We start from the raw sequence: 21168 nt of genomic DNA, 5'->3' as shown, positions 1-21168 counted from the left end.
TTTTCTGATTAGGGAGTCGAAAATGGCTGATACTCGTAGCGAAACTGATCTGCTGGGCACAATTGAGGTACCTGCGGATGCTTACTACGGAGTACACACGGTCCGAGCAATCGAGAACTATCAGATTTCTGGGAGAACCATTTCCGATGTTCCCGAGTTCATCAGAGGCATGGTACAGGTTAAAAAAGCTTGCGCTATGGCCAACGAGGAACTAAAGGTCCTCCCCCACGACATCGCTCAAGCGATAATTAGCGCCTGCGACGAAATTCTCGAAACCGGAAAGGCCATGGATCAGTTCCCTAGCGACTTGTTCCAGGGTGGTGCCGGGACCTCCACCAATATGAACACCAACGAGGTCATCGCTAACCTCGCCCTTGAGAAGGCTGGTTTCGAGAAGGGCCGTTACGACGTCATTAACCCCAACGACCATGTCAATAAGTCGCAGTCCACAAATGATGCATACCCGACTGGACTTAAACTTGCTGCCTATGCTCTAGCCCAACAACTTGCGGAAGAAATCGATAAGTTAAATGTTTTGATTCTCGAGAAGGCAGAAGAGTTCAAAGATGTTTTGAAGATGGGACGTACCCAGCTTCAGGACGCAGTGCCCATGACCATAGGCCAGGAATTCCACGGGTTCGCAAGCAACCTTCGAGAGGAAAGCGACATCGTTCGTCGCTGCGCAAACAACATGCTCAGCGTGAACCTCGGAGGTACCGCCATTGGTACAGGGCTTAATGCCCCTGTAGGTTTCGCGGAAAAAGCCGCTGAGAAACTAGCAGAGGTAACCGGTCTTCCAGTTACCAGCGCTCCCGATCTAATCGAAGCAACCTCCGACACAGGTTCCTACGTATTGATGCACTCAGCCATCAAACGTTTCGCTACGAAGCTTTCTAAGATCTGCTCCGATTTGAGGTTGCTATCGAGCGGTCCACGGGCTGGCATAAACGAGATAAACTTGCCCGAGCGAGCAGCAGGTTCTTCGATTATGCCCGCTAAAGTTAACCCTGTCATTCCCGAAGTGGTCAATCAGGTTTGTTTCAAAGTAATTGGCAACGATGTGACTGTCACCATTGCCGCTGAGGCGGGCCAGCTTCAACTCAACGTCATGGAGCCGGTGATAGCACAATCGCTGTTCGAGTCTCTCAGTCTCCTGACCCGAGCCGTAGAAGCACTCGGCAAAAAATGCATTGAGGGCATTACTGCCAACAAAAAGCATGCTTACGACCAAGTGATGAGCTCAATTGGCATCGTCACCTATCTAAACGAGGTTATTGGGCACGCAAACGGAGACTTGATCGGTAAGACTGCTGCTCAAAATGGTAAAACAGTTCGTGAGATTGCCATAGAACTTGGCCTGATCACAGAAGAGCAAGCCGATATTTTCCTGAGCGAGGATGCACTCAAGAAGGACCACTACTTTGGCAAGACTTACGAAGACGATGAAAAAGGATTACCCGAATGCTGATTAATGCATCGGTTTTGACGAGCTTTTACCCGTTTCGATGGCGTAGGTGAAATTTTCTAATCCACCTATTACGTCTAACTTTGGAGATCTTGTGCAAAAAGAAAGTCCGTCTGCGCTAAAGCGAGGACTAAAAAATCGACATATTCAAATGATCGCCCTAGGCGGTGCGATCGGAACAGGACTTTTCTACGGCTCTGCTGACTCGATTCAACTAGCTGGCCCTGTAGTTCTGATCGCCTATCTGCTGTGCGGCGCTGCGATCTACCTGGTAGTCCGTGCGATGGGCGAGATGTCGGTTGATGATCCGAACTCGGGTGCATTCAGCCACTACGCCTATCAAAACTGGAGCCAGCGAGCCGGTTTCGTATCGGGCTGGAACTACTGGTTCAATTACATCGCGGTCGCGATGGCCGAGCTCAGTGTGGTCGGCCTGTACATCAACTATTGGCTTCCCCAGGTGCCGCACTGGGCCTCGGCTGCGTTCTTTATCGTCGCGATTACCACCGCGAACTTGATCGGCGTTCGTGCCTACGGTGAGTTCGAGTTCTGGTTCGCGATCATCAAAGTGATCGCCGTTGTCGGCATGATCGTGCTCGGCTTGATCGTGATTATTTTTGGCATCACTAACAACCCGGAGCTTTCTCCCCCATCGTTCAGCAACCTGATTGCAGACTGCGGGTTTGCCCCGTTTGGCCTTGTCGGACTCATCGCTGCGCTGCCCCCGGTCATGTTCTCGTTTGGCGGTTTGGAGCTGATCGGCATCACCGCCGGCGAGGCGGTTGACCCTAAGCGTTCGCTACCAAAGGCCATCAACGGCGTGATCTGGAGAATCCTGATTTTCTACATCGGTGCCATCACGATCATCATGGCGGTCATCCCCTGGCGAACCATCGACGGCAAGATGAGCCCGTTCGTGCAGATCTTCGACAACGTCGGTATCGGCGGGGCCGCGCACATCCTCAACTTCGTGGTCATCACTGCGGTGCTCAGCGTCTACAACTCCGGCCTCTACTCCAATGGCAGGATGCTTTACTCGCTGGCTTCGCAGGGCAACGCGCCTAAGTATCTGACGAAGCTATCGCGCAATGGTGTTCCCTGGGCCGGCGTGCTGACGTCCTCGCTGATCACCGTTATCGCGGTGGTCGTGGTATTCCAGTGGCCAGAGTTCGCGTTCAAGTACATGATGTCAGTGGCGGTGATCGCAGGCATCATTAACTGGTCGATGATCATGATTACCCAGGCTAAGTTTCGCAAGCGGATTGGCCCAGAGGCGGCCAGCAAGCTGACGTTCAAGCTGCCGGGTGGACTGTTTACTACGTTTGGCGTACTGGCATTTCTCGGCTTGATCGTTGTTCTGATGGCGATGTCGGAGGGTTATCGGATGGCGGTGATCGTCGGACCAGTATGGCTCCTGATACTTCTGGTCTCTTATGAGATAAAGACAAGACGAAAGCTGAAAAACTAAAGTTTTCCAACGATCCTGATTGGGAAGGTCTTTTCGGCGTTCCTACTTTTTGATCCCTTAGGGTTGATATGACTCAACCGACACTTTTCAGTATGGGTGATCTTGCCGCCGAGTTCAATATCAATCTTGAGTAAAGATTATCCAGCGAAGAAGCAGAGGCGCGTTGGATCAGTGCGACTGGTTGGATTCTTCTCGAACAAGCGGGCTCTGGGCGTCGATAGCTATGGCATCGACTGTCTTTTGGAGTGAGGAGCTCGCCAAACTAGTAAGGAGATCTGGAGCCAAATAGCTTCGATTTTAAATAGTGATTCTTGAATAAAAAGACTATGGTCTTATACTTTCGATTTGCCGAACTTTATTTTTTGAATCATCTAACTAAATCTATGAGGCTACTAATGGAAGATGTCTCCCCGGACGCAAAGACCGCTGTCAAGAAGAGCGTGGGCCCAATGTTGGGCCCTGCCTTTGTGGCAGCGGTCGCATACGTCGATCCGGGAAATGTTGCAGCAAATATTACTGCTGGAGCCAGATACGCATACCTATTGGTGTGGGTTTTGGTATTGGCAAACGCTATGGCTGTTTTGATTCAATATCAAAGCGCGAAGCTTGGGTTGGTTACTGGCATGTCGCTCCCCCAGCTGTTGGGGCAGAGACTGTCTAAGAAAAGCAGGATCTCGTTTTGGATTCAGGCAGAAATAATTGCTGCCGCCACCGATCTGGCTGAAGTCATCGGAGGAGCGATAGCCCTCCAGCTACTATTTGATCTTCCACTTCTCGTGGGCGGTGCCATCGTAGGCGGAGTATCTCTTACGCTCCTTATCTTTCAAAACGAAAAACGCCAGCGCCAATTCGAGGCGATAGTTATCGCTTTATTGGCGATAATCACACTTGGTTTTGTTGCTGGACTTTTTATTAAGCCTCCGGATCCGTTGGGCATGCTCGGCGGTCTCGTGCCTAGATTCCAGGGCACTGAAACGGTTTTGATTGCGGCGTCCATGCTGGGAGCCACCGTGATGCCGCACGCGATTTATCTACACTCATCTCTGGTTAACCATCGTTTTTCGAGACGTGCAAAGCAAGACTTGCCTCATCTTCTCCGAGCTAGTCGTCATGACGTTGTTTATGCGCTGATAATAGCTGGGGCGGTTAACATTGCATTGCTGCTATTAGCGGCATCGGCGCTTTATGGCCAGACTGGAACTGACTCGATTGAGGGTGCGCATCACGCAATTGAATCAACCCTCGGCCCTGTTATTGGAGTGATTTTCGCGATCGGTCTTCTTGCTTCCGGACTCGCCTCCACATCAGTTGGCTCCTACGCGGGTTCCGAGATCATGGACGGGCTTCTTCACGTCAGGGTTCCGATTTTTCTTCGACGCATTGTCACTCTGATACCTGCGTTACTTATTCTTTGGCTATATCCAAACCCGACCTGGGCATTGGTTATTTCCCAAGTCGCGCTCTCCTTCGGCATCCCGCTAGCTATCATTCCTCTTGCTGCTTACACGCGGAACAAAGAACTTATGGGCACGACCGCAGATAGCAACGGAACCAAGTGGGCGATGAATGTGATTGTGTTTTTGATCGTAGCTTTGAACGCCGCACTTATTTTGCTGACTTTTCTAGGCGTGGACGCTTGAGGCCGGAAGAATTAGTTCAAAGTGCCTAGTTTCGTCTTGGTATTTTTGCGTATACCACTCCCCTGGTCCTTGGGTATAGCCAGCCTTCTTGTGTAATCTGCGCATTTCTATCCAGGTATTCTTTTGCTCGATCAGATAGAAGTTTCTGGGAATCTTTCAAAAGCGTTGCTAGCTGATTGGCTGTAACCTTTCGCTTTTCGGTAATTAGTTCGATTCCCACTGGAATTCCTAATTGGGCAAATCCGCCGGCTAACAGCAGAGTTCTAGCCTGAGTAGGTTCGGGCTCTTTGCCTTGAGAGATAGCGATAGCTTCGTCCAAAACGTTCGGTGCGCCCGTGGTGTCAATAGCGAAAGCGATGCTTCTGGTCTGCTCGACCATCGCTCTTAAAGCCCCTAAAAGATCCCTCTGCCTATATAGCGACCACGAAGCTACGGTGTATTCAAAACTCTTTTCTAGCCTTATCGGCCAAGAAGAATGTACGAATTCTATTTTCAGCCCTTGTAGTTTAGCTTCGGCCTCAGCTGCTTCAAGCATGTCAATAGATGCATCAAGCGCCGTAACTTTACAACCGTGTTCTGCAAGGTCGAGAGCTATCCTCCCCGTACCTGTGCCGATGTCTAAGACGCTAGTTCCCGGTTTGATGACGGTTCGAAGATACGCAAGAGTGTTTACATGCTCAGCAGGATTGCCTGCGCGCTGATTGTAGCCTGACGAGTTTTTTGCCCAGAAACGAAGATCATCGGGCTCGGCGACTCTACGATTTTTGTCTGCCGCAAGGTCTTCTTTCCAAAGACGCCCGAAATCAACGATTTTTGTCATTGCCTAAATCACCAACAAATAAATCTGAAGTTCCAGGTTAAGCAATAAGTTTAACGTGCTCGTTTCCTATTTCCGAGTGCCTTCTAAAGCCGGCGAACTATATAGCTGCAAAAAATCGCAAGCACAAAAAATTTAGAGAATCTAGTTTCTCTAACGTTTTGTTAACGTTTCAAAAGATGAATTAGAGGTTTCAAAACCGCTTCTGACTAGGCATTATGCCTTGTCGGGCTGACAGGATTTGAACCTGCGACCCCTTGACCCCCAGTCAAGTGCGCTACCAAGCTGCGCCACAGCCCGCCGGGTCATTTGTGACCCAAGAAAGAAGAATAGCGTATCCAATACGCTTTTTACAAAGCGAACTACTTACGCTTAGCCCTAGGCCGCACGCTGATGGGTACAGGGCTCCCCTCAAAGCCAAACTCTTCTCTTAGCCTGCGCTCCACGAAGCGAACATAGCTCGCGTCCATGTCTCCGGTGGTAAACAAAACAAACGAAGGCGGTCGGCTCATTGGCTGTGTCGCGAAAAGGATTCTCGGTTGCTTTCCACCACGAACAGGGTGAGGATGAGCGGCAACCACTCGACCTAGGAAAGAATTGAGTTGACCAGTCGATACGCGAGTGTCCCAGCCCTCAAGAGACTTTTCGATTGCCTTGCTGAGTCGCTGCACACCCCTACCTGTTAGAGCAGAGATGTTGACCTGGGGAGCCCATGACCACGCATTCAGGTCGCGCTCGATTTCCCGATCTAAATAGAAGCGTCGCTCCCCATCAGTAATGTCCCATTTGTTGAAGGCAAGAACTAGAGAACGGCCAGATTCCTCGACGCTGGACAAAATCTTAAGATCTTGCTCAGTCACGGGCTGGCTGCCGTCAATAACCACAATGCAGCATTCCGCACGTTCGATGGCTGCTTGCGTCCTAAGAAAGGCGTAATACTCGCTCCCGGAAGCCTCTTTAACGCGTTTGCGAATACCAGCCGTATCGATTAAACGGTATGGGGTGCCGTCGATATCTACTAGTTCGTCAACGGGGTCTACGGTCGTTCCGGATACGTCACTCACGACAGAGCGATGCTGCCCAGCAAGTTTGTTCAACAGCGAACTCTTACCGACATTTGGTTTACCTACGATGGCTACCCTGCGAGGCCCGCCAATTTCTTCTTCATGCTCGCTCTGTTCTGGAAGTATCTCGACAAGTGCATCAAGTAAGTCGCCGCTACCCCTGCCGTGGAAAGCGCTCACTGGCCATGGCTGCCCCAAACCAAGATTCCATAGTGAAAGCGCATCCGCCTCTCCCCTGGAGTCATCAACCTTGTTCGCTGCCAATACAACTGGCTTTTTCGACCTGCGAAGAATTTTTACGACTGCTTCGTCGTCATCGGTGATGCCGACCGTGGCATCCACGACAAAAAGAACTGCATCGGCAAGCGAAATAGCGATTTCCGCTTGCTCAGAGATGCGGGCAGCCATTCCTGTTGCGTCCTGGGCCCAGCCACCGGTATCAACCAATATGAAATCACGGCCGTTCCAGTTAGCGTCGTAGCTGACCCTGTCACGAGTCACACCCGGGGTATCTTGGACCACAGCTTCGCGCCTGCCAAGAATTCGGTTGACAAGAGTCGATTTGCCGACGTTAGGGCGACCAACGACAGCAACTACCGGACGGCTAGGAACATTTTCACTCACCTATTCAGGCTAGCCGACATGTCCAAAGCTGAACAAAGAAATTTAGAGCAAATCTCCGGGAACCAGAGAAATAACCTTTTCGATTACTTCTTGGAGGCTGAGGTCAGAATTGTCTAGAAGCTCAACGCCAGGTGCCGGTTTTATAAACTCATTCACCTTCGAGTCAGCTTCGTCGCGCCCGATCACCTGCTCAGTGACGGTCTCTAGATCAGCTGCCTCAGCAACCTGGGCCGCACGCCTAGCCACCCGTTTCTGCGGATCCGCGACAAGAAGAACACGCAACTGAGCATCGGGAGCCACGACAGTCGTAATGTCCCTACCCTCCACTACAATCCTGCCGGAGTTCTTGATGATCTCACGCATCTGGGCAGTCAAAAAGTCACGAATGGGCTGGATGCGGGCATATTTTGAAACTGACCCCGAAATATCGGGTGAATGGAGCTTAGCCGTCACGTCTTTACCGTTTAGCCGAACTCTGAAATCTTTCGGATCAGTGATGAGCTCGAGAACGATTTTCTCAATCGCCTCCTGAACCTGCTTTTCATCATCAGCTTCGACGTTATTTTCGAGACCGTACAGAGTGAACGCACGGTACATCGAACCGGTGTCCAAGTAATCAAGCCCTAGTTTTTCGGCTACGCCCTTAGAAGTTGAAGATTTTCCCGAGCCGCTTGGCCCATCCATGGCAATAACCAAATTATTCATAAGAAAGTCTGCCTTCTTCCCAATGCTGGCGCAGAGCAGAGCGCAAGATATCGGCTTGCTCGATTGCTACCTGGATCCTTAAGAAACCAAAGTTCCTGTGTACATCGTGCTCCATCGAAATGTCTTCGATGTTCACTCCGACCTCTTCAGCAACTCTAAACATGTTAGCCATTGCACCAGGCTTATCAGGAATCTCTGCCGTGACAGTGACCAACTGATCAGGAGACTTGCCAGCCCTAGCAGGAAGAGCCTTCCTGCCCTGACGACCACGTGAAAGCAAGTCTGTGACGATCCGAGGATCGTCCAGATTCTCGATGAGCCTCGACAGGTCTTTTTGCACCTTAATCAACTGATTTCGAATCTCTTCTGTATTGGCAGCGATAATTTGTGACCAAAGTTCTGGGTCCGAGCCAGCGATCCGCGTAACATCTCTGACTCCCTGGCCTGCCAATTGCAAATCTTCTGAGGGAACGTCGGTGAGGCGAGCCGCTGTCAAAGAACTCATTATTTGAGGAACATGACTGATTTCGGCAACCGCACGATCGTGTTCCGTCGCGCTGCGAGTAACCGTGCGTGCGCCTGCAGCGGTGCCAAGCATGAAAGCGCGTCTCACTACCCAATCGGGGTTGTCATAGGAAGCCGTGACTACCCACGTACGATCTTCAAAAAGATCGGACGTTGCGGTCAGCGGCCCAGTATGAGCGGATCCTGCCATTGGATGCGAGCCGATGTAACGCTCTTGGTCTGTGCTGCCATCAAGCTCTTTTTCAATTTGCTTTTTGATGGACGCTACATCCGTCACTACGGCATTTGGGAATTCTTTAAGAGAGATACGAACAACCTCTGAAACATCCTGTGGAGGTGTAGCCACCACGACCAGTCGAACTTCATCTTGAACCGGTCTCTCCAAAACTCCTGCACCGCGAGCTGCAGCGATCTGCGCATTAGCCGTTGAGGAATCACGGAGGTGAACCTTCACACCCCTCGACATCAAAGCGCAACCTATCGAAGCTCCGATTAAACCGGCGCCGACAATTACGGTCGGCGAAATTTCCGCGAAGCTCGGTTCAGATAATTCTTTCGTATCCATCGTGATCAAAGCTTAGTCGCAAGCCCTGACGGAGGTTTTCACGTCCGGGCAAGTGGGACAAACGGCTGTCAGAACCTCCGATCAGTCCTTCATAGTGGAGAAATACTTAGCCTCTTTGTGGTGCACAACAAATGCATCTGTGGATTGTTCAGGATCCAGCTGGTACTCCTCAGATAGGTGAACACCAATTCGCTCGGCGTCTAGCGCATCGACGATTTGCCTTCGCATATGCAAATCTGGGCATGCGCCATAGCCGAAGCTATATCGGCTTCCCTGATAAGCCTGCTTAGCTACCTGGGCTTCGATTTCCCCGTCCTCACCAGCAATGCCTAGTTCCTGACGGATCCGATGGTGAGCCCATTCGGCAAGTGCTTCTGCAAGCTGACAGGAAAGTCCATGCATCTCCAGATATGCGCGGTACTCATTTTTTGCGTACATCTCGGCCGTCTTTTCGCTGGCCTTGCTTCCGATGGTAACTATCTGAAGACCGATTACGTCTAGACCTTGCTTTTCAGCTTCCTGCCTATCGCGAAAGAAATCTGGAATGCACAATCTGCGATTACCGTTCTGGCGAGGAAATGTCCAAGTGAAAAGTTCATTCTTGGTATCTGGATCGCAAACGATCAGATCTTCGCCCTCTGAAAAACACGGGTAATAGCCGTATACGACGCCGAAGTCGAGAAGCTTTTCTGACTGCAGAGTTTCCAAAAGTCCCCTGAGCCGAGGCCGCCCCTCACTCTGAGCTAGCTGTTCATAGGTCATCCCGTCTCTGGTTCCTCGCAGGCCCCAGCGGCCCATGAGCGTTGCCTTCTCGTCAAGCCATTCGACAACGTCTGAAAGCGTCATCCCTTTTAGAACACGATTTCCATAGAACGGAGGTTCAGGGACAGGGACACCGCGGGCTACCTCTGAGCGTTCGGTTGAATGCTCGGTATTCTTCTTAGCTACCTTTTTCACTCGCCGTTTCCTAGGCTCGGGCAGCTCCGCACCAGGTTTTCCAGCCTTGATGTCCATGATGGTGTTCATCAGAGTCAGACCCTCAAACGCGTCCTTGGCGTACTTAACAGTGCCCTTGTACAAAGCGGTCAGATCTTCGTCAACGAACGTTCGAGTCAGCGCTGCTCCTCCAAGAATCACCGGATACTTAGAAAGGCCTCTAACATTCAACTCTTCTAGATTGTCTCGCATCACCATTGTCGACTTAACGAGCAATCCACTCATGCCGATTGCATCTGCGTGGTGCTTTTCAGCGGCCTCGACGATTGAGGAAATAGGTTGCTTAATGCCTAAATTGACTACGGTGTATCCGTTATTGCTTACGATGATGTCAACAAGGTTTTTACCAATGTCGTGTACATCGCCTTTAACCGTTGCTAGGACAAGCGTTCCCTTCGAGGTCGCCTGCTCGTCCGATGTCATGTGCGGTTCAAGATACGCTACAGCTCTCTTCATGGTTTCAGCTGCCGCTAGCACGAATGGAAGCTGCATCTTTCCTGCGCCGAATAATTCACCAACGGTTTTCATGCCCGAAAGAAGGTCCTCATTGATGATTTCAATGGGTTCTTTTTCTTTCATGGCAAGGTCGAGGTCATCTTCGAGACCCTTATCGTTACCATCGATGATTCTCTGCCCAAGCCGTTCGTTCAGCGGCATGGAGCTCAGCTTTGCTTCACGCCCAGCTTTAACGTCTGCCTTAGAGACGTTCTCGAATAGCGTCAGCATCTCGCTTAGAGGATCGTAACCATCTTTGCGTCGGTCATATATGAGGTCTAATGCCACTTCGACCTGACGCGGCTCGATCTGATCTAACGGCATAATTTTTGCGACGGAAACGATCGCAGAATCCAGCCCTGCTTTGACGCATTCATCTAAAAACACACTATTCAGCACGACTCGGGCAGCGGGGTTCAGACCGAAGCTGATGTTTGAAAGGCCAAGAGTAGTGCCTACTCGCGGATGAGATTCTTTTAGCCGCCGAATGGCCTCGATGGTTTCGATGCCATCGCGACGGGTTTCGTCGGCACCTGTCGCAATCGGGAATGTAAGGCAGTCGACAAGGATATCTCCCTCATCCATCCCCCAGTTTTCCGTCAGATCTTTAATCAGTCGCTCTGCAACCTCGACCTTATGGTCTGCGGTTCTCGCCTGACCGTTTTCATCAATGGTCAGCGCAACCACGGCTGAACCGTGTTCGCTGACCAGCTTCATTATTTTGTTAAAACGAGAATCCGGGCCATCGCCGTCTTCGTAGTTAACAGAGTTTACGATGCATCGTCCAGCAAGTTTATTCAGCCCCGCTTCAATTACTGCGGGCTCGGTGGAGTCCAGCATCAACGGCAGTGTGACGGACGTGGCGAATCTGGCTGCAGCGTAAGACATATCTTGCGATCCATCGCGACCCACGTAGTCGACGCACAGGTCAAGAACGTGCGCCCCCTGACGCAGCTGTCCCCTGGCGATGTCGAGGCACTCGTCCCAATTGCCCTCCAGCATCGCCTCTCTAAACGCCTTCGAACCGTTGGCATTCGTACGCTCGCCAATTGTGAGGTAGCTAGTATCCTGCTTAAGCGGAACGTCAGAGTAAAGAGATGAAACCGAGTTCATTTTCTTTACTACTCGGTCTTTTAACGGGTGGTTATCACCAATGGCCTCACGAACCATTCGAATGTGCTCGGGTGTGGTGCCGCAGCATCCACCGACCAGGCACAAACCGTCTTCGGCAATAAATTCGCTAAGGGCTTTCGCCAGCTGATCGGGAGTAAGATCGTATACCGCTCCTTGTGATGTCAACTGTGGAAGACCCGCGTTAGGCATTGCAGAAACACCCATCTTCGAGTTTCTAGATAGGTAGCGAAGATATTCCCTCATCTCTGTGGGCCCAGTAGCACAGTTCAATCCGAGAATGTCGACGCCAAGCGGCTCGAGAGCGCATAGTGCGGCACCAATCTCAGATCCAAGAAGCATAGTTCCAGTGGTCTCGACTGTTACGGAAACAAAAATTGGGAGGTCAATGTTTGCGTCCGACCTAGCGCGTTTAGCTGCGATGACAGCTGCCTTAGCCTGAAGAAGATCCTGCGCGGTCTCGATCTGGACCGCGTCGATACCACCGCGAATCATCGCAGATATCTGCGTGTAATAAGCGTCACGCATATCAGCGAAATCGATTTGTCCAAGCGTAGGCAACTTAGTGCCAGGCCCGACACTACCCAAAACGAATCTCGGCCACTGCTCCGTCGAGAATTCGTCAGCTGTTTCTCTGGCTAGTTTCGCCGCACGAAATGCCAGATCGTCTATCTGGTCTTCGATTCCATATTCGGCGAGTGCAGCCAAGTTCGTGCCGAAGGAGTTGGTCTCAACCAGATCGCTTCCTGCCTCGAAATAGGCACGATGAATGTCCTTAACTACATCGGGTCGGGTGCGGTTAAGCACCTCATTGCAGCCCTCAAGTCCTTCAAAATCCTCAGATTTGATGTCTGCAGCTTGCAGCATCGTCCCCATCGCTCCATCGGCTAGCAGAACTTTGCTGAATAAAACATCAGATAAATGCACGCCAACTAGACTAGTTGGCCGCCCAAGGGGCTTACTAATGCGTTTGGCATTAGAGTTAACACATGCGTATTACACCCAGCATTCTAAATGCAGATCTAGCTAACATTGCCGGCGAGGTTGCCCGCATTCCTAGCGCTGATGGCGTTCACGTTGACGTGATGGATAACCACTTCGTTCCTAACATGACCCTGGGGCTGCCAGTGGTTGAGGCGCTGAGGGATCACACCGACCTGCCCATGGATATTCACCTAATGATTGATAATCCGGACACCTGGGCTCCGGCTTTCGCTGAGGCGGGCTGTGAATCAGTCACTTTTCACGTTGAGGCTTCAAACGCCCCGATTAGGTTGGCTCGGGAAATCAGAAAAGAGGGAGCCCGAGTTTCGATGGCGTTGAAGCCCGCCACTCCCATCGAACCGTATGCTGACATGATCAACGAACTAGACATGATCCTGCTCATGACAGTTGAACCAGGATTCGGAGGCCAAAAGTTCTTAGATCTGGTTCTCCCCAAGATTCGCCGAACTCGAAAGTTGGTAGAGGCAGCAGGTAAAGAAATCTGGATCCAGGTCGACGGCGGAGTTTCGCTCGAAACGATCGAGCGTTGCGCTGAAGCGGGCGCAGATACCTTCGTAGCTGGATCCGCCATCTACAAGGCAGACGACCCAGACAAGATGGTAAACGACCTGCGCCAGAAGGCAGAAGAAGCAGTTAAGTAATTCTTTTAGTCGCCACCGTGGCCGTTTTGGTCGCGGTGGCGCAAAAACCGTTCTAGTTCATCGGCGATTTCGTCGCCGGTGTTTTCTTTGAGGTCTTCAGTATCTTTAAGATCTTCCAAGCGATCCACGTATTCCCTAATGTCTGGGTCGCTGCCGGCGGCAATCTCAACGTTTCTTTCCCACTGGACTGCTTTTTTAGGCAACTCAGCTTCGCCTAGACAAATGTCTAGCGCGTCAGAAATCTTGCGAATCAAAGCCAAAGTCGCTTTGGGGTTCGGTGACGTAGCGACATAATGCGGAACAGATACCCACATCGAAACGGTAGGGATACCAGCCGCCTGCAAGCTACTACGTAAAATGCCTGGGATACCCGTTGGGCCCTCATAGGTAGGCTCCTCACAGCGAAGACGATCTCGCAGAGCCGCGTCATCACTGTAGACGCGAACAGGCAACGGCCTTGAATGCGGCGAATCCGTGAGCATGGCTCCCAGTATGACTGCCTGGCTTGGATGCAAGCTCTCGACTTTCTCCATCACTTGCTTCAGGAACGTTTTCCATTTGAAGTTTGGCTCCGGCCCACCGAGAAGAATTAAATCCCTGAACGGGGTACGAACAAGCTGAAAAGTTGTTTCGGGCCAAATCGTTGCGGCACCTTCCGGACCACGCACGACCTTAGGGCGGTTAACTTGGTAATCGTAGAAATCCTCGCCATCAATCTGACAAATCGTGGAAGTATCCTTGTAGGTCTCAGATAAATGATTGAGAACGTCGCTAGCTGCCTCCGCTGCATCGTTCCAGCCACTAAATGCAGCGATGAGCGCAGGAGAGCGCAACCCCAACGAGTCGAGATCGTCAAAACCAAATTTCAACGCCATGATTTTCAATTCTATGCAAACACACCAAGCTGGTTACGACTCTTCGTCTAGCCTACGGATCAGTGCAGCGAACATAGCATCTGTTCCGTGAATGTGCGGGAAGAGCTGGATGCATTTGGAATTCAGCCTGCTTTTAGCTTCGGGAACCTCTGGTAATAAATCTGGAGCATCGAGAAGCTCGTAGCCTTCGGGAAGGTTGCTTACTATTTCTACGGTCTCCTGCGGATGTGGAGAGCAGGTTACGTACGCCACTACCCCGCCCGGAGATACTGAGCTAAGAGCGGTTTCGAGTAATTGTTTCTGAAGAGGGGCCAGCTCCACCAGATCTTCCCTTGTGCGTCTCCAGCGTGCCTCGGGTCTTCTGCGTAATGCGCCAAGGCCCGTGCAAGGAACATCGGCTAAGACCAAAGAGAAGGCGGCAGGTTTCCATGCCGGATAACGGCCGTCTGCGACGATTACTTGCCAACGGTCTTTGTACGCCCGCAACGCAGAGCGAACTAGGCCAGCGCGATGCTCGTGTAATTCTGCTGAAACCAGCGTTTTAGGCGCCAAGCCCCTAAGCAAGGCGGATTTACCACCTGGTCCTGAGCACATATCTAGCCAGACTCCCGAAGCGTTAGCTGCTCGGGAGGCGGCAAGAACAACTAATTGACTACCTTCGTCTTGCACCGCAGCCTTGCCGCTTCTTACGAGAGAAAGCTCGCTAGGGTTACCCGGTCTGCTTGCCGCCCAAGGAGAATACCTAGCGGGGCTAGCGCCAGAAAGATCTTCTCTTTCGCACAAACCGGGCCTAGCTACAAGCATGGGAATAGTTGGCTCGTTATCGGCCTCAAGCCAATTCTCTAGCTCCTCAAGGTCTGGCTCTTCGCCCAATGCCGAAAGTAGCGAATCTACAATCCATCTTGGATGAGCGTGTTTGAAACCTAGCGAATCAAGATCATCAAAGTCCTGGGATATTTCTGCTACGACCTCAGCAAAAGAGACTCGACAAAGCTTACGAACAATTGCGTTGACTAAGCCAGTAACTCGCTCACCAACAACGATGCCTGCTAGGTCGACGGAAGTTGCGACTGTAGCGTGCGATGGCGTGCGCATCTTGAACGCCTGGTGACAAGCTAGGCGAAGGATATCGACCACTTCGGGCTGCAGATCGTAAAGATCTCTACCGCTTACGAACTCGATTATCTCGTCGTACGTGCCTTGCATACGACAAGTGCCAGCCACCAACTCGGTGACGAACGCCGCATCCTTGCCGCTTAGCCCACTGCTCGAAAGCCTTTTGTTTAAGGCCAGGTTTGCGTAAGCACCGTCTGCGTTAATCTCCTCGAGAACCTCGTAGGCGACACGCCGAGGCAAATCTATCCGACGGTGTCGAGATCTATACGAGCCTGACATTTTCCAGTTCATCCTTGGGTATACCACGAGCCCAGTCAGCGCCGCTCATCGGCTTCTTGCCGGCAGCCTGCACATTCAACAACTCCAACTCGCCATCCTTAGCGCCCACCCAAAGATGCTTTCGGTCAGCAAACATCTGTCCTGGCTCAAGCTGGACAGGTGCCTCATCGGGGCTAGCCAGTAGAATCTTAAAGCGAGCGCCATTCAGCTCGCACCAAGCTCCGGGGGCAGGGCTAGCTCCGCGGACTATATTGCAGATTTCAGCTGCAGGCCGCTTCCAATCGATTCTCACTTCAGAAGAGCTGATCTTCTTTGCGTAGGACGTTTCCCCCGGCGGCTGAGGCTTTGGTTCCTTTCCTGCGGCGATTTCATCGATAGTCCGGACCATAAGGCTTGCTCCACTGATAGAAAGTGCCTTAAGCACGTCGCCGGCGACATCCAGCGGACCAACGTGATGCGATATTTGACGATAAACCGGGCCTGCGTCTAGCTGCTTAACTAGCCTGAATGTTGTTGCCCCAATTTCTGTTTCTCCTGCCATCAAAGCTCTCTGTACAGGAGCCGCCCCCCTCCAAGCTGGGAGCTTAGAAAAGTGCAGATTGATCCACCCGTATTTGGGGATGTCTAAAACCTCTTGAGGTAGTAACGCGCCAAAAGCAACAACCGGGCAAACATCCGGTTTGAGTGCACGCAATTTTTTAACAAACTCTGGACTTGAACGGTCGATCTTAATGACGTCTACGCCCATTTCTTCCGCCATCTCGGCAACGGGAGAGGCGGTGAGCTTCTTCCCACGGCCTGTTGGGGCATCTGGACGAGTGACAACTGCCGCTATTTCGTGGCCGGCCTTAGCCAGCGCAGCTAAACTTGGGACGGCCACCGACGGGGTGCCAGCAAAAACTATCCTCACCAATTCAACGATAGTCCTAGCCGAGGCAAATAGTGAATTGGATCCCCTACCTAAGCGGTCAAAAACCTAGTTTGAGGCCAAATCCAGATAGGACGATGACGCTAATTCCTAGCAGTACGGTCAGACCTACCACAGTAAAAATAATGTAGGCGAGAACCCGTCCTGCTTTGTGTTTAGGCCCAGGATGCTCAGGGGTGTCGCCACGCTCTGCCCCGGCTCCCCAGGCAAGCAGTCGGATACCAACCGAATATAGAACTGGTAGGCCGGCACCAAGGACCAGGCCAACTATCAGGACAAGGGCGAATTCTCGAACGATGTTTATCAGAAACTCAACAATCATTTCTGTTCACCTGCCGAGGTTCGCTTAGCGAAAACATCGTTTTCATCTGCAAAATCGATTTCATCGTTTGTCTCAATGTTGCGATTATCAGACCACTCGTCATTTACGTTGCTCGGGTCGACCCTTGTTGAGTGCGAAAGTTTGTACATTCCAAAAGCTAGGCCAACCATGATCAGAAATATCAGAATGCCGCCCGTAACAGCACCAACGAAGTAACCTATGTACCAAGCGAAAGCACCGATAAGTGCGGCGCACGGAAGGGTGGTTGCCCATGCGACAAACATTCGCGCGGCGAGCGACCATCTAACTTTTGCACCTGGCCTTCCAACTCCAGAGCCCAAAATTGAACCAGTTGCTACGTGAGTCGTGGAAAGCGCGAAGCCCCAGTGACTCGAAGCCAAAATTACGGCAGCAGATGCGCATTCAGCAGAGAATCCTTGAGCAGGGGTAATCTCAACCAAACCCTTACCAAGAGTGCGAATAATTCGCCAGCCGCCTACGTAGGTGCCGCTTGCTATAGCAAGAGCACAAAGGATCTTTACCCAAATCGGTATGGCGTCCGTCTGATGCCAGGCTCCCGAACCGATCAATGCAAGCGTGATGACGCCCATCGTCTTTTGGGCGTCGTTTGTGCCGTGCGAAAGAGAAACAAGCGCCGCGCTGCCGATCTGAGCCCACCTGAACCCCGCATCCACGTATCGCTTAGCCGCGCCCTCTACAACCTTGAAGACCAACCTCACGCTGATTGAGGTGATGATAATTGCTACTAATGGAGAAATAAGACCCGGGACAACGACCTTGCCAATGACGCCATCGATGGTTCCGTTCTCACCAAGCCACTTGACTCCTCCGAATCCTAAACCTGCTACAGCGGCTCCAACTAGACCGCCGAACAGAGCGTGAGAAGAGCTAGATGGTAGGCCTCGTAGCCAAGTGAAAATATTCCATACGACGCCCCCCACCAAACCGGCTAAAAGGATCAGCAGCAACGCGGTCCCATTGTCTCCGGTTAGATCAGCACGCGGTGTTCCGTCAGGATTTTGAATGTTAATTACAGCGTTAGTGACCGTCAATGCCACCTCCACTGAAAGGAACGCTCCGATCAAGTTTAAAACCGCGCAAAGTGTGATTGCCTGCTTTGGCCGTAACGCTTTAGTGGCGATCGAGGTGGCCATCGCGTTGGCTGTGTCGTGGAAGCCATTAGTGAAATCGAAGCCTAGAGCGGTAACAATTACCAGCAGCAGAAGCACGTGATCGGTGAGCACAATTTCATGTTATACAAATATTAATAAAAGGTTACATTCGAGTGAATACTTTTCAGCCAATATAGCCCCGACAAGCATCAGCGCTAAAGGTCTTCAGGATCAACTTCTACTCGCACCGCAGGCTGCTTCTTCGCTGATCTTGCCGCAGCGGTGGCTTTGACATTTTTGACTAACTCTCCAGCCGCTGTGAGCGGCGCGCTAATTAGCAAACTAGATAGTTGCTCATCAGATAGCTTTTCTTGCTGCAGCGGTACAGGCCCCAGCATTACGGTTTCTCCGCTAACGGGCAGATGCTTAGCGAAATCAGAGACCGCTTCGTTAGAACCTTGTATACGAACCATCTTTTTAGCCGGCGGGAAACCAGCCTCGACTCGATCTCGGAATTCGCGAACTGCAAACTTCGCGGGGTCCAACTGAACGAGCGACTGCACCGTCCTATCGCTGTTTTCCCCTACGACGCAGACAGTGCCACCGTCTGCTGCCTGCCTGACTAGTGATACCGCGTTGAGCCATCTTCTTAAAGTTTCCTCTCCGGCTCGTAGATCTGGTCTAGAAAGCATTCGGTCGCCGTCCAGAAGGACGGCGGCTGAATAACCAAATTCCGCTACCGGTTCTGCCCCTGGCGTAGCAACAACTATCGACGGATTTTCATCCACGCTTTCGATGATTCGATTGCCAGAGCTAGAAATAATTCGATGTCCGGGAAAAGCTCTGCCCAACTCCTCAGCGGTACGCGCTGACCCAACGGCAGGAGCCCTCAGCCTAGTGGAATGACAATTAGGGCACTTCCAGCCGAGAATCACCGTGGCACACCAACTACAAACAAGCTGCCTACCGGCGTTAGGCGAAACTTTCATACCAAGCGGACCATTGCACTTGAAGCAGCGGACCATTTGACGACAGTTATCGCAAATGAGCGTAGGCAGGTAACCAGCTCTCGCAACTTGTACTAGCACTGGCCCACTAGTCAAACCGATCCTTATAGTCTCCACCGCTCTCAGTGGGATCCTCGCCATTCGAGCAGCAGGGTCCCGCTCTAAGGCAATGTCAGAATCGACTGCGGCTCGCACAGCCGGTGAAATTTTTCTAGTGGCACCTGGGTCTCGTTCTATCCCTATGAGCCAGCCACGATTCAGCCACGCCTGCATCTCAGCTGTACGAGCATGCGAGGCAAAAAGCAGTGCACAATTTTCCAAGTTAGCTCGAAGCGCAGCGACATCTCTGGCGTGAGGGTACGGCGCTCTTTGTTCTCTAAGCAAATCATCGCCATCGTCCCAAAGACATATCAACCCTAGATCGTGCATCGGCGCATAGACGCACGCTCGAGTGCCTATGACTATCTTCGCCTGTCCCCTAGAAACAGCAAGATAATTTCGGTACCTAGCAGATTTACCAAGGTTCGAATGAAGCTGCGCGATTGCGCCTGTACCGACAATTTTGGCCAGACGCTGCCTGAGCCGTTCAACATCTTTAGCATCGGGAACGACAACTATGACTCCACGGCCCGTTTCTAGAGTCGCGGCAATCGCCTGGATAAAACCAGTGATCCAGTCATTTTCTGGCCTAAAAACCGGCGAGGCCAGCCAGTGAGCTCGAAGACGGTTGCCTTCCCGAAGTCTCTGCAAAAATTCTGCGCCTGCCGGCATCTCTAACAGCCCACCGGAAGGGATCCCGTTCGTTTTCGGTGCCGGCCATTGCCTTTGTGCAGCCTTTTCAGTCGTTGCGTGCCTTGGCACAACTGCAAGACGAATTACGTCTGCTAGCACACCTCCGTAATGAACTGCTACTGCCCTAGCTAGCTCATATTGTTCGGGGCTTAAGATCTGCTCCGAGGAAACAATTGTGCTTAGCGGAGTTGGTTTTATTCCAGGCGCCGCCTTCTCGGCGAGCTCAATGACATAGCCATCGACAAGGCGGCCCGAAAATCTGACCCTGACACGAACGCCAGGTTTGACTGACTCCTCGTATTTATTTGGAACCGAATAGTCGAAAAGCCGATCCAAATGAGGCAGCGAAACGTCAACTAAAACCCTGGCAATGCTCATTTAGCCTCTAACCATATTGGCAAGCTTGTCAGCTAGGCCGGTCTCCTCCCAAGCCATACCTGGGCGCTTCACACCGAAGTGACCGTAGCAAGTGAAATTAGAGTAGATCGGCGACCTCATTGCGAGATTCTCAACGATCGCAGCAGGACGCAGATCAAAAAGCTCGTTAACCGCTGAGGCAATCTGCTCTTCAGGGACAGAACTCGTGCCAAAAGTATCTACATAGACGCTGGTCGGACGAGCCTTACCGATGGCGTAGCTCAACTGGACTTCGCACTTTGAAGCAAGACCGGAACTAACAACATTCTTAGCCACCCAACGAGCAGCATAAGCTGCAGAGCGATCTACCTTAGAGGGGTCCTTACCGCTGAAAGCGCCACCGCCATGACGAGCCATTCCGCCGTACGTGTCGACGATGATCTTCCTGCCCGTAAGTCCCGCGTCACCCGCCGGGCCACCTGTAACGAAACGTCCAGTCGGGTTAATCAGTAGAAGAGGGGCCTTGCCACCAAAACCATTTTCTTCCAAAACTGGGCGAATGACGTAACGCTCAATCTCTGGAGCTAGAACTTTTTCAAGATCTACATCCGGAGAGTGCTGTGTCGAAACCACTACCGTGTTCACGTTCGTGGGGAAGCCGTCCACGTAATCCATGCTTACCTGCGTTTTACCATCGGGACGAAGATAGTCGAGCTCGCCATTCTTACGAACTTCAGTCAGCCGGTACGCCAGTCTATGGGCAAGCATAATTGGCAGCGGCATTAGCTCAGGAGTCTCGTCGCATGCGTAACCGAACATCATCCCCTGGTCGCCAGCACCTTGGCGATCGAGATCATCAACCGCGAGGCCGTTTCTGATCTCCCAAGAGTCGTCAACGCCCTGGGCGATGTCCGGAGACTGCTTATTCAACGAAACCATGACGCCACAAGATGCGCCATCTATACCCTTCAGAGCAGAGTCATAGCCAATCTTCAGTAACCGCTCCCTGACTAGCTGAGCGATGTCAACGTAGGCTTCGGTGCTGGCTTCCCCAGCGACAACAACCACTCCATTAGCAACCATCACTTCAATAGCTGCCCTAGTGTTCGCATCTTCTAAGAGCATGCCGTCCAACACGGCATCAGCAATTGAATCAGCTACCTTGTCAGGATGGCCTTCGGTAACAGATTCCGAAGTGAAGGTTCGCATCCGGTTCTC

At 51.8% G+C, this 21168-nt stretch carries 16 protein-coding genes and 1 tRNA gene; 4 read left to right on the top strand and 13 right to left on the bottom strand.

Features of this window, described 5'->3' with window-relative positions; translation table 11 throughout:
• The first annotated feature begins 22 nt into the window (after positions 1-22).
• The 3 genes from aspA to G556_RS0108775 all read left to right on the top strand — a co-directional run bounded on the left by aspA (position 23) and on the right by G556_RS0108775 (position 4573).
• Positions 23-1468, top strand: coding sequence for an aspartate ammonia-lyase (aspA, locus tag G556_RS0108785; RefSeq protein WP_028822508.1), 1446 nt, complete (start codon positions 23-25; stop codon positions 1466-1468).
• Positions 1469-1616: 148 nt separating this feature from the next.
• Complete coding sequence (locus G556_RS10785; RefSeq protein WP_036916261.1) at positions 1617-2933, top strand: amino acid permease; 1317 nt, start codon at positions 1617-1619, stop codon at positions 2931-2933.
• Positions 2934-3328: 395 nt separating this feature from the next.
• Positions 3329-4573, top strand: a complete 1245-nt coding sequence (locus G556_RS0108775) for an Nramp family divalent metal transporter (protein ID WP_051176833.1) — start codon at positions 3329-3331, stop codon at positions 4571-4573.
• Between the two features lie 25 nt (positions 4574-4598).
• Here G556_RS0108775 and G556_RS0108770 read toward each other — a convergent pair whose 3' ends face one another.
• The 6 genes from G556_RS0108770 to metH form a co-directional block, all read right to left on the bottom strand.
• Positions 4599-5393, bottom strand: coding sequence for a class I SAM-dependent methyltransferase (locus G556_RS0108770; RefSeq protein WP_028822506.1), 795 nt, complete (start codon positions 5391-5393; stop codon positions 4599-4601).
• Between the two features lie 223 nt (positions 5394-5616).
• Positions 5617-5690, bottom strand: a tRNA-Pro gene (locus G556_RS0108765).
• 62 nt (positions 5691-5752) lie between these two features.
• A complete protein-coding gene (gene der / locus G556_RS0108760) occupies positions 5753-7078 on the bottom strand; it encodes a ribosome biogenesis GTPase Der (protein WP_028822505.1) in 1326 nt (441 codons plus the stop codon).
• Between the two features lie 42 nt (positions 7079-7120).
• Positions 7121-7783 carry a (d)CMP kinase gene (gene cmk / locus G556_RS0108755; protein ID WP_028822504.1) on the bottom strand — a complete coding sequence of 221 codons (663 nt, stop codon included), beginning with the start codon at positions 7781-7783 and terminating at the stop codon, positions 7121-7123.
• Positions 7776-8873 carry a prephenate dehydrogenase gene (locus G556_RS0108750; RefSeq protein WP_028822503.1) on the bottom strand — a complete coding sequence of 366 codons (1098 nt, stop codon included), beginning with the start codon at positions 8871-8873 and terminating at the stop codon, positions 7776-7778. The genes cmk and G556_RS0108750 overlap by 8 nt, the downstream gene beginning before the upstream one ends.
• An 81-nt stretch (positions 8874-8954) precedes the next feature.
• Positions 8955-12422 carry a methionine synthase gene (metH, locus tag G556_RS0108745; protein ID WP_028822502.1) on the bottom strand — a complete coding sequence of 1156 codons (3468 nt, stop codon included), beginning with the start codon at positions 12420-12422 and terminating at the stop codon, positions 8955-8957.
• Positions 12423-12484: 62 nt separating this feature from the next.
• On the opposite strand from metH, the gene rpe reads away from it, so the two are divergent.
• Positions 12485-13141, top strand: coding sequence for a ribulose-phosphate 3-epimerase (gene rpe, locus G556_RS0108740; RefSeq protein WP_028822501.1), 657 nt, complete (start codon positions 12485-12487; stop codon positions 13139-13141).
• A gap of 5 nt (positions 13142-13146) precedes the next feature.
• On the opposite strand, the gene G556_RS0108735 is transcribed toward rpe, so the two are convergent.
• The 7 genes from G556_RS0108735 to metK form a co-directional block, all read right to left on the bottom strand.
• Complete coding sequence (locus G556_RS0108735) at positions 13147-14016, bottom strand: PAC2 family protein (protein ID WP_036916260.1); 870 nt, start codon at positions 14014-14016, stop codon at positions 13147-13149.
• Between the two features lie 33 nt (positions 14017-14049).
• Complete coding sequence (locus G556_RS0108730) at positions 14050-15411, bottom strand: RsmB/NOP family class I SAM-dependent RNA methyltransferase (RefSeq protein ID WP_028822499.1); 1362 nt, start codon at positions 15409-15411, stop codon at positions 14050-14052.
• Positions 15395-16321 carry a methionyl-tRNA formyltransferase gene (gene fmt, locus G556_RS0108725; RefSeq protein ID WP_028822498.1) on the bottom strand — a complete coding sequence of 309 codons (927 nt, stop codon included), beginning with the start codon at positions 16319-16321 and terminating at the stop codon, positions 15395-15397. The genes G556_RS0108730 and fmt overlap by 17 nt, the downstream gene beginning before the upstream one ends.
• Positions 16322-16379: 58 nt before the next feature.
• Positions 16380-16661, bottom strand: a complete 282-nt coding sequence (locus tag G556_RS0108720; RefSeq protein ID WP_016455981.1) for a hypothetical protein — start codon at positions 16659-16661, stop codon at positions 16380-16382.
• Positions 16658-17926 carry an inorganic phosphate transporter gene (locus G556_RS0108715; protein WP_028822496.1) on the bottom strand — a complete coding sequence of 423 codons (1269 nt, stop codon included), beginning with the start codon at positions 17924-17926 and terminating at the stop codon, positions 16658-16660. Before G556_RS0108715 ends, G556_RS0108720 begins: the two co-directional genes overlap by 4 nt.
• A gap of 83 nt (positions 17927-18009) precedes the next feature.
• Complete coding sequence (locus G556_RS0108710; RefSeq protein WP_028822495.1) at positions 18010-19971, bottom strand: primosomal protein N'; 1962 nt, start codon at positions 19969-19971, stop codon at positions 18010-18012.
• Positions 19972-21159, bottom strand: a complete 1188-nt coding sequence (metK, locus tag G556_RS0108705) for a methionine adenosyltransferase (RefSeq protein WP_028822494.1) — start codon at positions 21157-21159, stop codon at positions 19972-19974.
• Between the last annotated feature and the right edge of the window lie 9 nt (positions 21160-21168).

The organism is Propionimicrobium lymphophilum DSM 4903 (assembly GCF_000423485.1).
GTDB classification, from domain to species: domain Bacteria; phylum Actinomycetota; class Actinomycetes; order Propionibacteriales; family Propionibacteriaceae; genus Propionimicrobium; species Propionimicrobium lymphophilum.
This window is presented reverse-complemented; position numbering and strand designations above follow the sequence as displayed.